Annotated in this window: 14 protein-coding genes; 9 read left to right on the top strand and 5 right to left on the bottom strand. The window is 55.7% G+C overall.

Annotated features, from left to right (window positions below):
• Positions 1-8: 8 nt before the first annotated feature.
• The 5 genes from dctP (at position 9) to ACR0IM_RS20680 (ending at position 4,209) form a co-directional block, all read left to right on the top strand.
• Positions 9-998 (top strand): TRAP transporter substrate-binding protein DctP, encoded by a 990-nt coding sequence (dctP, locus tag ACR0IM_RS20700; RefSeq protein ID WP_480683091.1) that lies wholly within the window; start codon positions 9-11, stop codon positions 996-998.
• A gap of 83 nt (positions 999-1,081) precedes the next feature.
• Positions 1,082-2,182 carry an NAD(P)/FAD-dependent oxidoreductase gene (locus tag ACR0IM_RS20695; RefSeq protein WP_480683090.1) on the top strand — a complete coding sequence of 367 codons (1,101 nt, stop codon included), beginning with the start codon at positions 1,082-1,084 and terminating at the stop codon, positions 2,180-2,182.
• A complete protein-coding gene (locus ACR0IM_RS20690) occupies positions 2,157-2,471 on the top strand; it encodes a (2Fe-2S)-binding protein (protein ID WP_480595258.1) in 315 nt (104 codons plus the stop codon). Before ACR0IM_RS20695 ends, ACR0IM_RS20690 begins: the two co-directional genes overlap by 26 nt.
• On the top strand, positions 2,458-3,852 hold the full coding sequence (locus tag ACR0IM_RS20685; RefSeq protein WP_480683088.1) for an FAD/NAD(P)-dependent oxidoreductase: 1,395 nt from the start codon (positions 2,458-2,460) through the stop codon (positions 3,850-3,852). The genes ACR0IM_RS20690 and ACR0IM_RS20685 overlap by 14 nt, the downstream gene beginning before the upstream one ends.
• Positions 3,853-3,864: 12 nt before the next feature.
• Complete coding sequence (locus ACR0IM_RS20680) at positions 3,865-4,209, top strand: RidA family protein (protein WP_480595254.1); 345 nt, start codon at positions 3,865-3,867, stop codon at positions 4,207-4,209.
• Between the two features lie 377 nt (positions 4,210-4,586).
• On the opposite strand, the gene ACR0IM_RS20675 is transcribed toward ACR0IM_RS20680, so the two are convergent.
• The 5 genes from ACR0IM_RS20675 to ACR0IM_RS20655 all read right to left on the bottom strand — a co-directional run bounded on the left by ACR0IM_RS20675 (position 4,587) and on the right by ACR0IM_RS20655 (position 9,380).
• Complete coding sequence (locus tag ACR0IM_RS20675; RefSeq protein WP_480595252.1) at positions 4,587-4,889, bottom strand: SH3 domain-containing protein; 303 nt, start codon at positions 4,887-4,889, stop codon at positions 4,587-4,589.
• Positions 4,890-5,663: 774 nt separating this feature from the next.
• Positions 5,664-6,404 carry a maleate cis-trans isomerase family protein gene (locus ACR0IM_RS20670; protein WP_480643024.1) on the bottom strand — a complete coding sequence of 247 codons (741 nt, stop codon included), beginning with the start codon at positions 6,402-6,404 and terminating at the stop codon, positions 5,664-5,666.
• A gap of 8 nt (positions 6,405-6,412) precedes the next feature.
• On the bottom strand, positions 6,413-7,576 hold the full coding sequence (locus ACR0IM_RS20665) for a M24 family metallopeptidase (RefSeq protein ID WP_480595248.1): 1,164 nt from the start codon (positions 7,574-7,576) through the stop codon (positions 6,413-6,415).
• Positions 7,573-8,727: an amidohydrolase gene (locus tag ACR0IM_RS20660; RefSeq protein ID WP_480595247.1), complete on the bottom strand. Its 1,155-nt coding sequence runs from the start codon at positions 8,725-8,727 to the stop codon at positions 7,573-7,575. The genes ACR0IM_RS20665 and ACR0IM_RS20660 overlap by 4 nt, the downstream gene beginning before the upstream one ends.
• A 188-nt stretch (positions 8,728-8,915) precedes the next feature.
• On the bottom strand, positions 8,916-9,380 hold the full coding sequence (locus ACR0IM_RS20655; RefSeq protein ID WP_480595244.1) for an Lrp/AsnC family transcriptional regulator: 465 nt from the start codon (positions 9,378-9,380) through the stop codon (positions 8,916-8,918).
• 125 nt (positions 9,381-9,505) lie between these two features.
• Here ACR0IM_RS20655 and ACR0IM_RS20650 point away from each other — a divergent pair, with 125 nt between their 5' ends.
• From ACR0IM_RS20650 to ACR0IM_RS20635, 4 genes are all read left to right on the top strand, one after another.
• Positions 9,506-10,555 carry a pyridoxal-phosphate dependent enzyme gene (locus tag ACR0IM_RS20650; protein ID WP_480643030.1) on the top strand — a complete coding sequence of 350 codons (1,050 nt, stop codon included), beginning with the start codon at positions 9,506-9,508 and terminating at the stop codon, positions 10,553-10,555.
• Between the two features lie 23 nt (positions 10,556-10,578).
• Positions 10,579-11,628: a TRAP transporter substrate-binding protein gene (locus ACR0IM_RS20645; protein WP_480643032.1), complete on the top strand. Its 1,050-nt coding sequence runs from the start codon at positions 10,579-10,581 to the stop codon at positions 11,626-11,628.
• A gap of 96 nt (positions 11,629-11,724) precedes the next feature.
• On the top strand, positions 11,725-12,261 hold the full coding sequence (locus tag ACR0IM_RS20640; protein WP_480643033.1) for a TRAP transporter small permease: 537 nt from the start codon (positions 11,725-11,727) through the stop codon (positions 12,259-12,261).
• A gap of 61 nt (positions 12,262-12,322) precedes the next feature.
• Positions 12,323-13,606, top strand: a complete 1,284-nt coding sequence (locus ACR0IM_RS20635; RefSeq protein ID WP_480643057.1) for a TRAP transporter large permease — start codon at positions 12,323-12,325, stop codon at positions 13,604-13,606.
• Positions 13,607-13,679: the final 73 nt, after the last annotated feature.

Here is a 13,679-nt window from a genome sequence, read left to right as displayed (position 1 = left end):
GAAACCAAATGAAACGCATGATGATAACTGCTGCAACCGGCGCGCTGATGGCGCTGTCGACCACCGCGATGGCGGCTGACCTGAAGATGAGCCATGTGCGCCCGCAAGGTACGACGATCGACGTCGAGTTGAACGCCTTTGCCGCCGCCGTGGACGAAGCAACCGGCGGTGACGTCAAAGTGAAAATTTATGCCGCCTCGGCGTTGGGCGACTATACAACAGTGCAGGAACGTATCTCGGTCGGCGCGGTTGACATGGCGACACAGCCGGCCGCCGCCGCAGCAGACCGTAAGATGCAGATCAGTTCGTTCCCCTACCTCGCCGGAAACTGGGAACAGGCCCGCGCGATCTACGGCCCCGGTGGCGTGGTGCGTGAAACCATGGATGGGCTTTACGCCAAGCAGGACATCACGATGCTGGCCGCCTATCCGGTTTACTTTGGTGGCATCGCGCTCAACACCGACGCAGTGTCGCCGGGCGATCCGTCTGTCGACAACGGCATCAAGGTGCGGGTGCCCGGCATCAAGAGCTTCCAGTTAACCGGCGATGCATTGGGCTACATCCCCGCGCCTATCCCGTTTTCCGAAGCTTTCACGGCGGTGCAGACCGGCGTTGTTGATGGTGTGATCGGCTCGGGTGCCGAAGGCTACTATGCCTCGTTCCGCGACGTGACCAAAACATACATCCCGGCCAATACCCATTTCGAAGTCTGGTACATGATCATCTCGAATGAATCCCTTGCCGGCCTGGACGCCGAGGATCAGGACGCGCTGAAAGCGGCTGCGGCAGAATTTGAAGCGACCCGTTGGACCGTGGCAGAAGCCGACCAAAAGGCCAACGAACAGAAACTGGCCGATCTGGGAGCCACCATCGTCTCGCTAAGTGACGCAGAACTGGCCGCAATGTCGGCCAAGGTTCAGGCGGAAGTCTGGCCGGTCGTGCTCGAAGACGTGGGTGTGGAATGGGGTCAGGCGATCCTGGACAAGGTTTCCAAGTAAGCAGCCTCTCTTCTGTTAAAATCCGGGGCGACACCTTTTCTTCGCCCCGGCTCTACTCAAATCTAGGTTCAGAAACTGAGATCATGGAATCCGACTTTGCAATCATTGGCGGTGGTGTTGTCGGCCTGTCTGTTGCATGGGGCCTTTTGAAACGCGGCAAGCGCGTTCTGGTCCTTGATGGAGGCGACGACAGCTTTCGCGCCAGTCGGGGAAATTTTGGACTTGTCTGGGTGCAGTCTAAGGGCACCAAGCAACCCCGTTATGCCACATGGAGCCAGCAATCCGCCGCCGCATGGTCTGGGTTTGCCGATGAGCTTGCTGACGCGACCGGATATGACATGTCGCTTGAGCAGACGGGCGGCTACGACCTGCATTTCTCGGAAGAAACGCTGACGAAAACAATCTCGCAATACGAGGAGCTGAAGGCGAAGCTGGACGGCAACTACCCATATGAAGTTCTGGATCGGAAGGCGCTTCTCACAGAGGAACCGGAGATCGGCCCGAAAGTCGTTGGTGCGATCCTTCATCATCAAGATGGCCATGTAAATCCATTGAAGTTGCTGCGGTCTCTCGCCGACGACGTCCGGCGACTTGGTGGGCGGGTGCTGAACGAAAAAACTGTTACAGACGTCAGAAAATCGGATGGTTTCACTATCACCTGCGCGGACGGAAGCCACGTGCAGGCCGACAAGGTGATCCTTTCCGCGGGTTTGGGCGCGATGGAACTTGGACCCAAACTGGGGTTCAAAGCCCCAATCCGGCCACAGCGCGGTCAAGTGATGATCACCGAGAAGCTGCCAAAAATAATCAACCGCCCCTCGCTGATCGCACGGCAGGTCGATGAAGGTGGCGTCCAGATAGGTGCCACCAACGAAGAGGTGGGTCTGAATGATGGCGTCACCCAGCCAGGCCTCTCCGGTCTCGCCTCCGAGGCGATCGCGGCCTACCCGGTGCTCGCCACGGCGCAACTTGTGCGTGTTTGGGGGGCTTTGCGAATTCTGTCGCCCGATGGCCTGCCAATCTACCAGGAAAGCCCCGAAATGGCCGGCGCCTTTCTGGTGACTTGCCACAGCGGTATAACCCTTGCAGCGGCCCACGCCCGTTTCTTGCCCGACTGGCTGGAAGGCAATGGCGCGGCCCCGGATTTGGAGGTGTTCAGTGAAGACCGCTTCGTCATTTCTTGAGTTGGAGGTTGGGCGCCCACAGGTTCCAGTATGGTTCGAGGGCGAAGAGCTGCAGCTGCCCGAAGGTTCAAATCTCGCGGCCGCGATGCTGGCCGCCGGTGTGGGGACGTTCAGATACACGCCGGTATCGGGCGCTCCACGCGCGCCGTTCTGCATGATGGGCGCCTGTTTCGACTGCCTCGTCGAGGTTGACGGTGTGACCCGTCAAGCCTGCATGCTTGAAGTCACGGAAGGGTTGCGTTTGTCGATGCCGCGCAATGGAAAGGACGTGATCGATGCAGAAAACTGATCTTGTCATCATCGGGGCCGGCCCTGCCGGGATGGCTGCGGCCGCAACCGCCGCAAAGGCTGGTTTGCATGTTATTCTGCTGGACGAACAGCGCCGTCCGGGCGGACAGATCTACCGCGATGTGGATCGGGTCGCACCGGTCAGGGGCGAAATGCTTGGTAATGACTACACTGACGGATTGTCCCTCACGGCAGAGCTGGATCACGGCAACATCACCCATATCGGAGGAGCGGCGGTTTGGGCGATCGAAGAGGGAATTCGGGTTCTCTACACAGCTGACGGACGAGGGGGCGCAATCGAAGCGAAACGCATCCTCATCGCCACAGGAGCCCTGGAACGCCCGATGCCGCTACCGGGCTGGACCTTGCCTGGCGTGATGACGGCCGGGGCGGCGCAAATTCTGTTGAAACAATCCGGCGTCCTGTCAAAAAAAGCGGTTTTGGTCGGATCAGGACCGCTGCTTTACTTGATCGCCGCGCAGATGATACGGGCGGGCACACCGCCTCTGGCACTGGTCGAAACGCAGACACGGGCGGATTTTCTGCGTGCGCTTCCGCATCTGGGCGGGGCCCTTCGCGGCTGGCGATATCTGCTCAAGGGGTTGACGATGCTCACGGAAATCCGCCGCGCCGGGATACGCCGCTACACTTCCGCGACGAGTATTTCTATTTATGGAGAAACTACCGCCGAAGGCATCCGCTTTACCGCGGGCGGAAAGACCCGACATATTCCCTGCGACACAGTGCTCTTGCATCACGGCGTCGTGCCTAACACACAGGCGGCCCGCTCCATTGACGTGGCGCATCACTGGGACGCACGGAAGCAGTGCTTTGTGCCTAACCTTGATAACTGGGGCGGGACAAATGTCGAAACGGTCCATATCGCCGGCGATGGCGCCGGCATCGGTGGCGCGAAGGTAGCCGCCTTGGCAGGCCGCCTTGCCGCATTGAAAATGGCCGCCGATCTGGGGGCGACTTCGACGATCGAGAGGGACAACGCCGCCAAACCAATTCGGCGCAGTATCGCGCAGGAACTGGCGGTGCGACCTTTCCTTGACACGGCATTTCCACCCGCAATCGAAGCCACAAAGCCCGTCGACACGACTATCATCTGCCGTTGCGAGGAAATCACTGCAGGAGACATTCGTCGCCATGCCGGTATCGGCTGCTCGGGTCCGAACCAGGCCAAGGCCTTCAGCCGTGCCGGAATGGGACCATGCCAAGGGCGGTATTGCGGACTGACCGTAAGCAGCCTGCTGGCCGAAGCGAACAGCGCTACGATGGATGAAACCGGATACTATCGGATCAGACCACCGTTGAAACCCGTGACTCTTGGCGAACTGGCAGCGATGGGCGGTTCGGTGAACAGCGCAACCAACTAAGAAAGAAGCCCGATGATCGAACGTATCAACACCAGCCGACGCATGAGCAAGATAGTCAAACACAACGGCGTCGCATTTCTTTGCGGGCAGGTTGGTGAAGGTTCCACAGTGGCCGAGCAGACCCGCGAGTGCCTGTCTCGCGTCGACGCGCTTCTGGACAAAGCGGGTTCGTCGCGGGAACAGATGTTGCAAGCGATCATCTGGCTGTCCGACATGGCCGATTTTGGCGAGATGAACGACGTTTGGGATAGCTGGGTTCCTGCCGGGTTCGCCCCGGCTCGCGCTTGCGGTGAGGCAAAGCTCGCTCGGCCGGATCTGAAAGTCGAGATCATCATCACCGCTGCGTGTAATGCATGATGGCAAGCGGCTTGGAAAAGGCACATACAATTCACTGCAAGTTTAATAAGCTGGCGTGTCTAGAATGAACCTAATTTAAACTTGGCTAAGTCTTAAATGGCAGGAAAACCAACCGCAGACCAAGTGATTACACTCCAGTTGGTTGAATGTCGGCTCATTCAATTCGTGCTGCAAATATCACGGGTGCAGCGAATGACGGCTTCCCGTCGGACCTGCGGATTTGAATTGTCCGCTTTGGGTTGAGATTTGCCGAATGCACTCGTAGCGCCCAGTTGCCTGATGAAACCACTAAATGAAGAGTGCAATAGGACTAAATGGACGTCTCCCACTGGCATTTTGTGGGTAGCGTCAAAACGAAGGTGCTAGCCTCTAAAACATCAAATTTTTCGCAAATATGCCCATGAAACATACCCCTTTAGCCCACGCGCGCGTTGCAAGGACACGCGGCACCAACGGGTGCCACCGGTCTGTTCGCAACTGTGAACTCGCAAAGCGGTTCCGTTTGGAAGGCCCACGATTACGTTGAATCCTATTCCGGGTCCTGCACGCAGCTTCAGCATGTCTCCGCCTTCAACGCCAAAAACTTCGTATCGTCCAAGAGGAGCCGCCGCTGCAGATTTCGCTTCGAAAACAGCACCTAGGAAAAATGCTGCTAAGGGTAAGAAGATTATACTTCGCATCACGTTAGCCTGTCTGTTGCCTCAACTACAATCGTAGCGGCTTAGATCATCAAGTGGAACTACCTGACAACAGAATGCACAATTCTTGACCCACCATTGAAGCAATTTTTCAGTTGCGCTGGAGGGGCAATAGTGGAGACGAATGCGTGAACAGTTAGGCTGATCATTAAAAACTCGGCTAGATAGTTATCGTGGCGTGCGTCATGGGTGTGTCACTACATTCGCCAATGTCAAATCTCTAAATCCCAGCTTACAGATTGCTTCCTAAAGTAACGGCATAGGTATGTTGCCATCTCCATAGCGCCCAGCCATGCAGCGCAGCGCATGGCGCAAATGGATGTCATTGGCGTCAGGTTGCACACCGGCGTGTCGACAAGCGTCTTTGAAGTTGTGGCGAAAAGAGTGGAACGAGGTATTGATCGTCTTCACTCCAATTCTGTCGATGTACCGGTTAAAATCTCTGCTGGCCTGATCTCAGTAGTAGCCTGTCGCTCCCAGTTTTAGTTCCTGGAATAATCCTATTGAACGAGCAGCTGCTTTACGACCAAAGCTTCCAAGAGGGTGAATGAGGATTGATGCCGTTTGCAATGGGGATCAATTGCTTCCGCGTCAAACGCGTGACGGGCCAATCCCGGGAAATCAGTTTTTCACATCTCCAATCACCGCTGCGTTTATGACAGTAGGGCAGGCATGGCTGCCACTTGATAAACACTGGGCTTAAACGCGGGAAAATTCCGACACCCCGTCGGCGACGATACGCCCAGCATTACCATGCTATCCGAAGAGACGCCCGAACCGGGTATTGGTGTCCTCGATGCCTGCCAGCCGAAGCATGTGCCAGGCAAGCGCTTGGTTGCTCGAAAGGACTGGCACCCCGGTCTTTTCTTCCGCCCGAGCGATGACATCTAGGCATCGTAGATTCGTGCAGGACACAACCACGGCGTCACAGGGTGCTTGCGCGGACACTTTATCGACGGCCTCAAGGATTGACGCTTCTTTGATCCGGGCGACGACACGATCATTGCCTTCCTCGAACGAGCCGAAGCCCGCGATCTCGAATCCGGCTTCCTCAAGCTTTGCACGCATCCCGGCAGATACTTCTGGGATGTAAGGTGTTACAAAGCCCAATCGCTTGGCCTTCAGATGCTTACCGGCAGCGATGATTGCCGCCAGCGGGTCGGTGACGCAAGCGTCAGGGAATACGGTTTCGATGGCGTGAGCCACTTTCTCCGACCCGATCACCGTCGAGGCCGAGGTGCAGCCAAATCCGATGGCGTCAAAGCTGAGCGATGGCGGCAATAACCGCGCGGATGCCGGCAGATCCTGCTCCATTCGAGCCAGTGTGTCGGGCCGGATTTCGGGCACCATTGGGATTCTGCTGTGGTAAAGCGCAACCCCTGCGAGATCCATGATGCGCGAAAACTCTTGCTCAAGCGTTTCGTCCGTTTCAAGAACGATAACGCCGAGATTTGCACGTGTACCGATGCCTTCATCTGTTTGGAATTCAAGCTTCATAGAGGACCTCAGATGATTGGAAGCTCGGGCGCGGCGCGCTCGGTCAGAAGTTCCGCGCCACCTGCGCGGACAACTATGTTCTCTTCGTGCACCATGATCAGGCCGTCACCGTAGCCAAGCGAAGGTTCAAGGGTAAGCACCATGTTCTCTTTAATCTCGGTTGAATCCCAGATGGCATGCGAAGGCCATTCGGTCAGCTGCATGCCAAGCCCATGACCTAACCTGCCAACATCACCGCCCTGATCATCCAGTTCAGCGATCACTCTCTGCATCGCATGAAATAGATCGTGGCAAGTAGCGCCAGGACGGGCAGCGGCAATCCCGGCCTCGGTTGCACGCCAAAGAACGTCATAGGCGCGGCGCGAGGCATCATCCGCGCTGCCAATGGCCCAGTTCCGGTCGAAGTCGCAGAAGTATCCATCCCAGTTGGCGCCAGAGTCGAGCATCAGGATATCACCGCGCGCCAAGGGGCGACGAGAGGGGGGCGAGATAACGTCGTGATAGCCACCAGTGTCTGCACCGCCGACAAGATAAGGAACGTCATCGGCGCCCTGTGCCAACCCTTCACGGCGGAAAGCCCGGAATACGTCTTCGAGAGGCTGACCTTCGCGGGCGATTTCAGGCACCCGTGCAAATGTACGCGAACCGATGGCACAGATATGTGAAAGCTTTTCGATCTCGGCCTCGGATTTTACCATTCGCAAGCTGCGAACGATCTCTGAAGCATCTTCAATCACGAGTCCCTCAAGGCCAGTTATCAGCCGTTCATAGTCACCAAGCGGCATCCGCAGATGGGTTTCATGTCCCTTCATCAGACCGATTGTCTCGCCCCGTCCCGCATAGGGAGACAACAGATCGGTCAAAAGCCCAACACCGTCGTCTTGGGGTGCCGGGGCACTCCAAGTACGGATATCAGTAACCCAGGTGCGTCGCATCAAATCGGCCCCAATCTCGGGGATGATCGCAATTGGCTTTCCCATTGCGGGTATGAACAGGAACCACGGACGGGTTGGGCTTTGCCAGAACAGCGTGTGAAACCCGCTGAAATAGCGCACATCCGGTTCGGTGGTCAGCAACATGCCAGCCATTCCAGATTCAGTCATCTTTGCCTGTGCCGCCGCCGTGCGCGTGGCGTATTCTTCTTTGTCGAAGCCGCGTCGTGGGGCGATCATAAGTAGTGTTCCTTTCGAAGGGGCAGTCGGTCTTGAACCAGTCTGACCCAGAATTTTGTACCTATGGGCAACAGGGCATCATTGAAATCATAGTCAGAGGCATGGAGCGGTTGGGCATTTGGTCCGGTCTCGCCATTGCCCAGCAAGAGAAAACAGCCCGGCACGGCGGCTGACAGCTGTGCAAAATCTTCAGAAAAACTCATCGGGTCGCGATCTCTGATCAGGTCGCAACCCGCCGTCTCAGCGGCACGGTAAACTGCTTCGACCGGTGCTTCTGAGTTGATGGTCTCGACGAATTGAGTGTCAAAAGCCACGGAGGCTTCAATCCCGTGCGCAGCTGCCACCCCTTCGACAATCAGGCGCATGAAACGTTTGATGGCCACGCGATCATCGGGGGATCTGGCCCGGAAATCACCCTTAAGCGTGGCGTTACCTGGCAGGACATTTCGTTGACCGTCAGTCAGGAATTCGGTGACGGAGATGACTGCGCCGGACGCCGGTGCAAGCTTTCGCGCCACTACTGTCTGTAATGCGAGAACAATTTCAGCACCAACGGTTATGGCATCGACGCCAGTCTGCGGCATGGAAGCATGGCCGCCTTGCCCTTTTACATCAATCTCAAAGAGTGTTTCGCTGTTGCAGATGATACCGGTACGCGTCGAAATCTGGCCGGTGGGCGCTCCGGGCAGGTTGTGGATTGCATAAACTTCGTCGACCGGAAATTGCTTAAGCACCCCTTCGTCGATCATCGCGCGAGCACCAAGCCCATGCTCTTCGTTCGGTTGGAACAGAAAGACGACGGTGCCGTCGAAGGAAGGATCTTGCGACAGGCGTTCCGCCGCTCCTAGCAACATTGTAGTATGGCCATCATGACCGCAGGCGTGCATAACTCCCGGCGATGTTGAAGCATAGTCATGCGTGGATGTTTCGGTGATCGGCAGCGCATCCATGTCAGCACGTAGCCCGATAGCCTTGTTGCCATCTCGGGACCGAAGCACACCGACAACGCCTGCACCTTCGTGCACCTCGATCCCGAGAGCACGCAATCGGTCGGCAACAATCGCCTTGGTTCGTGTCTCTTGGAAACCCAGTTCAGGATTCCTGTGCAGATCTTGCCGAAGTTCGATTAAACGGGTCTCTAAATCACTCATTCCGTCATCCACGTGTAATTCAATCTTGTTTTACACATTGACGATGCGCGAATTGTATCAAGTTTCCGCCCCGTAGACAGAAAAACTTGCACCAAAGCGGCGAATCCAGATGGATTCATATAGGAGTTCAATTATCCTCTGGGAAACGGTCGAATCTGCGCTCAATGTCAATGAAGTTACCAAAGTGGTCAAATCGGAAGGTTTAGGCCGATTTTCGTACGATCCATCACTACAGATGTGCGGAATCTGCGGACGTTAGAGTTGTCGAAGAACAATCGGTGGGTCAAATCCTCAAAATCCTGCATGTTCCGGGCGACACAGACGAGAATAAAGTCGGCGTCTCCGGTTACATAGTAGCATTGCTGCACCTGTGGCTCGTTTCTGGCGCGCTTACGAAAAACATCCAGCTGCTGCAGCGATTCCCGATCAAGTTCCACGAGAACAACGAATGTCATCTTGTAATCGAAACGCGACGGGTCGAGGACGGCGACCTCTCTTAGGATCAGGCCGGATTCCCGGAGCCGCTTTAGCCGGCGCTGCACGGACGGAACCGAAAGGCTGCACTCCTGCGCAAGTTGTTCAAGTCCGATTCGGCAATCCTTCTGAAGCGTTCTGAGAATTGTGGTGTCTGCATCATCAAGGTCGGCGCTCATGAAAATTCTCCGCTCCACATTGGCCAAGAGTGAAATTGTTTTTCAACAATATGGCCAAATACGAAAAATACAAACAAGCGAGTCATGCAAAATCTCTGCTCACAGTAAAAGCGGATGAATAGCACATGACACGTACCGACAACCTCAATTTTGCGCCGGATTTTGCCCGCGCGCTGGAGTTTTTTCAGGCACAGGAGAACTATGCTGTTTCACCGCTGTTCGAAATCCAAGGTCCCAGTGGTCTGAGCGTTTACGCCAAGAACGAAACGCAGCGAATGGGGCTTGGCGCTTTCAAAGCGTTGGGTGCGCCATACGCCGTTGCGCGCATTCTTGAGGAGGCATGGCAGAAAGAAACGGGTGAAACGCTGTCCCAAACACGGATGGGGGATGCAGATTTTCGAGACTTTGCGGCAGTCCACACTTTCGTTTGCGCCAGTGCGGGCAATCACGGCATAGGCGTTGCTGCCGGAGCGCGGGCGATGGGGGCTAGGGCACGGATTCACCTTGCAAGGACTGTGCCCGAAGGATTTGGCGATCGGCTCAGAGTACTTGGTGCGGAAGTGGTCCGCTCAGGCGACGTTTATGACGAAAGCGTTGCGGCGGCCATCGCCGACGCTGAAACTACCGGCGCCACGCTTTTGGCCGACGGAACCTGGCCCGGTTACACCGAGATTCCGAAATTGGTGATGGAGGGGTACTGCGTCATCGCCGAGGAGATGCGCAAGCAGTTCTCAGCCTCCGGCCTCTGGCCAACACATGTCTATCTTCAGGCTGGCGTCGGCGGGCTTGCCGCCGCGATGTCACATATGATCCGTCTGAATTGGGCAGAACAACCTGAATTGATCGTCGTCGAACCCAGTGCAGCCGCTTGCCTGAAAACAAGCAACTTGGCCGGGAAACCATCCCGCAGTGACGGGCAAGACTCAAACATGGGTCGCCTTGACTGCAAGGAACCCTCGATCGTGGCCTGGGACGTGCTCGAACGCTGCGACGTGAAATACGAAACGCTTTCCGAAGAAGAAGGCAAGGCAGCTGCCGAAGCTGTCACCGCCCTTGGTATCTCGACCACACCATCTGGTGCGGCCGGTTACGGGGCACTGTGCAAAAGAACCACCGAACAAGGGAACGCAGAGGAAACGCGCCCTCTTGTTATCATCTCAGAAGGACTCGCATGAGCGGGCAAGAAAGGACCAACAGAATGAAATCTACCATTAGCAAGCTGTTCACTTCGGCAGTGCTTGCCGCCGGTCTGTCCACCGCGGCATTCGCGGACACGTGGAAATTCGCCTCGGAAGAGGACAAAGGAGACGTTCAGGACATCTTCGCTCAGGCATTTGCCGAAAGCATCAAGGAGCAATCCGACGGCGACATCAAAGTGCGCATCTACTATTACGGGCAGTTGGGCACCGAGAACGACATCGTCGAACTTACATCGAAAGGCACCGTCCAGTTCGTTTCTGTCGGCACAGGTCACCTTGGTTCCTATGTGCCCGAGGCACAGGTTCTCGATCTGCCTTATGTGCTTGGGGGAGATGTCGATGTGATCCGCAAGGTTCTGACAACGAGCCCGACAATCTACCAAGACCTGAGCGCGAAGTTCGAGAAAGTGAACCTCAAGCTGCTGACTATGATTTCGGAAGGCGAAATGGCCTGGGGCGCCAACAAGGCGATCCGCAGCCCCGCCGATTTCGAGGGTCAGAAAATCCGCACTTTCACCTCGACCATTCCTGTCGAAACCTTCAAGGCTTTCGGCGCCAACCCGACACCGCTGTCCTGGGGCGAGGTCTATGGCGCGCTTCAGCTGAAGACCGTCGACGGAATGGTGAACCCTATCTACTTCATCTACAACGCGAAGTGGCACGAAGTTCAGGATTACCTGATTTTCCCTGGTCAACTGCCTTATGTCGGCACCGTTTCGACCAACAGCGAATGGTTCAACGGTCTCCCCGCCGATCAGCAGGAAATGGTAGAGAAAGCCATCGCCGAAGCAGAACAGGCGGCGCATGACTACCAGATCAAGATCAACCTTGAGAACATGGACAAGATCAAGGCGGAACGTCCCGATCTGCAGGTCATTGTCCTGACCGAGGAAGAGCGCGCTGTCTTCGAAGCCCAAAGCGCCACCTTGCACGAAACTTTCTATGACGTGGTCGAAAATGCCTATGACGACGCCGAGAAACCCACTGCGCGTGATGGTGCCCAGAAGATCCTCGAAAGCTTGCTCAAAGAGGTCGAAAACGCCTCATAACTAAAGCTGAAATTGCTGGGGGGCGCGGCGTCCTGTTCAGGCGTCGCGTCCTTCGTTTTGAGGTGCGCCCACCGGTGTGCCTAGGGAGGGAAGTCCATGAAAACCTTACTGCTCGCCTTGAGCAAGGGCACTGAATTCATTGAGAAGCTCGTCATCATTTCAGCCATTCTACTAATGATGATGAACTCGACCGCCAACGCCATTGGTCGCTATGCCTTTGGTAAAAGCCTTTTCTTTTCCGAAGAACTGAACCAGTTCCTGATCGTCAGCGTGACCTTTTTCGGATTTGCATATGCGGTCCGGAAAGGCCGGAATATTCGTATGACGGCGCTCTACGATACGCTGAGCCGTCAGTCAAAAAAGGCCGTCCTGACACTGATTTCGATCACCACCAGCCTGCTGCTGGCATATCTGGCATATAAATCCGTTTTCTACGTTTTGGAGATCAAAGAACTGAACCGCCTGAGCCCGGCGCTGCAATTCCCGGTCTACATAATCTACTCGGTGATCCCGATTGGCCTTTTCATGGCCAGCCTGCAGTACCTGATCGCTTTTATCATGAACATCAGCCATGCCGGCGCCTGGCACTCTTATGAGGTCGAAGACAGCGACGCAGTAGAGATTGGAGTCTGACATGTCAGGTTTCCTTGAATTTCTCGGGGATATCGTGGCCGGTGAGCTGGATATCTACGTCATCACATTTACGCTGGTCGTAGCGATGGTTGTGCTGCTGTTTCTCAGCTACCCCATGGTCGTTCCCTTGGCAGTTGCGACCCTGATCGGCCTGGTACATTTCTCTCAGAGTGATACCGGCGTCATCATTCAGCAAATGGTAACCGGCATTTCACCGAACGCGCTCATCGCTGTGCCAATGTTCATATTTGCCGCCGATATTATGGCCCGCGGCCATACTGCCAACAACCTGCTTGGCCTGATCGAAGCATTTGTAGGGCACCGCCGGGCTGGCTTGCCGATCACTGCTTGCATCAGTTGCACGCTGTTTGGCTCAGTCTCGGGGTCGACCCAGGCAACAGTGGTCTCGATCGGTCAGATCATGAGGCCAAAATTGTTGAAAGCGGGTTACAAGGACCGTTTTGTCATGGCACTGATCATCAATGCCAGCGACATCGCCTTCCTTATTCCTCCCAGCATCGGAATGATCCTTTACGGCACACTAGCCAATACAAGTGTTGGGGAGTTGTTCATCGCAGGGATCGGACCGGGGGTTGTTCTGGCGGTCATGTTTTCGATTTATTGCTACTTCTACAGTGCGCTGCAAGGCGATCAGATTGCGCTTGTCCCGAAGAAATCTAGTGCTGAGCGCAGGGCGGCTTTCCGCAGAGCTGTCCTTCCTTTGGGATTCCCAGTACTGATCGTTGGCGGCATCTATTCCGGAGCCGTCACCCCAACAGAAGCGGCATCGTTTTCGGTCCTCTACGCACTGATCGTCGAGTGCGTGATCTACCAAGAACTGAAGCTCAATGATGTATTGGATTCGGCACTCAGTACTGGTTTGATCACAGCGGTCGTGTTCATTCTTGTCGGGGTCGGTCAGGCGTTTTCCTGGTATATCTCGTTTGAACAGATACCCCAGGGCCTGCTGGAGCCGCTCAACCTCGAAGGCGCGTCCCACGAATACATTCTCTTCATCATCGCCCTTTGTTTCTTCGTGGGCTGCATGTTTGTCGACTCGCTTGTTGTACTTGTCATCCTCACTCCGATCTTTGTTCCGATCGTAGATACCTCGGGGCTTGATCCGGTTCTTGTTGGCGTTATGGTCACGCTGCAGATGGCCATTGGATCGGCTACGCCACCCTTTGGCTGCGATATCTTCACCGCAATCGCAATCTTCAACAGGCCTTATCTGGAAGTAATCAGGGGGACTTTGCCGTTCTTCGCAATATTGGCTCTGATGACGGCGTTGCTGATATTTCTCCCGGGCATCGCGTTGTTCCTCCGAGATCTCGCGGCGTTCTGAATATGCAAAAGTCGGATGGCTAGCCCTTAGATTTGGCCATCCGCACTGGCCTATCGTTTCAGGGCCCAGGCAG

This window comes from Ruegeria sp. BF6 (assembly GCF_056538665.1).
This window is presented reverse-complemented; position numbering and strand designations above follow the sequence as displayed.

Bases quoted from the DNA above. Each gene is read 5' to 3' on its own strand.
- dctP (WP_480683091.1), top strand. From the start codon at position 9: ATGAAACGCATGATGATAACTGCTGCAACCGGCGCGCTGATGGCGCTG.
- ACR0IM_RS20695 (WP_480683090.1), top strand. From the start codon at position 1,082: ATGGAATCCGACTTTGCAATCATTGGCGGTGGTGTTGTCGGCCTGTCT.
- ACR0IM_RS20685 (WP_480683088.1), top strand. From the start codon at position 2,458: ATGCAGAAAACTGATCTTGTCATCATCGGGGCCGGCCCTGCCGGGATG.
- ACR0IM_RS20680 (WP_480595254.1), top strand. From the start codon at position 3,865: ATGATCGAACGTATCAACACCAGCCGACGCATGAGCAAGATAGTCAAA.
- ACR0IM_RS20675 (WP_480595252.1), bottom strand. From the start codon at position 4,889: ATGCGAAGTATAATCTTCTTACCCTTAGCAGCATTTTTCCTAGGTGCT.
- ACR0IM_RS20670 (WP_480643024.1), bottom strand. From the start codon at position 6,404: ATGAAGCTTGAATTCCAAACAGATGAAGGCATCGGTACACGTGCAAAT.
- ACR0IM_RS20665 (WP_480595248.1), bottom strand. From the start codon at position 7,576: ATGATCGCCCCACGACGCGGCTTCGACAAAGAAGAATACGCCACGCGC.
- ACR0IM_RS20660 (WP_480595247.1), bottom strand. From the start codon at position 8,727: ATGAGTGATTTAGAGACCCGTTTAATCGAACTTCGGCAAGATCTGCAC.
- ACR0IM_RS20655 (WP_480595244.1), bottom strand. From the start codon at position 9,380: ATGAGCGCCGACCTTGATGATGCAGACACCACAATTCTCAGAACGCTT.
- ACR0IM_RS20650 (WP_480643030.1), top strand. From the start codon at position 9,506: ATGACACGTACCGACAACCTCAATTTTGCGCCGGATTTTGCCCGCGCG.
- ACR0IM_RS20645 (WP_480643032.1), top strand. From the start codon at position 10,579: ATGAAATCTACCATTAGCAAGCTGTTCACTTCGGCAGTGCTTGCCGCC.
- ACR0IM_RS20640 (WP_480643033.1), top strand. From the start codon at position 11,725: ATGAAAACCTTACTGCTCGCCTTGAGCAAGGGCACTGAATTCATTGAG.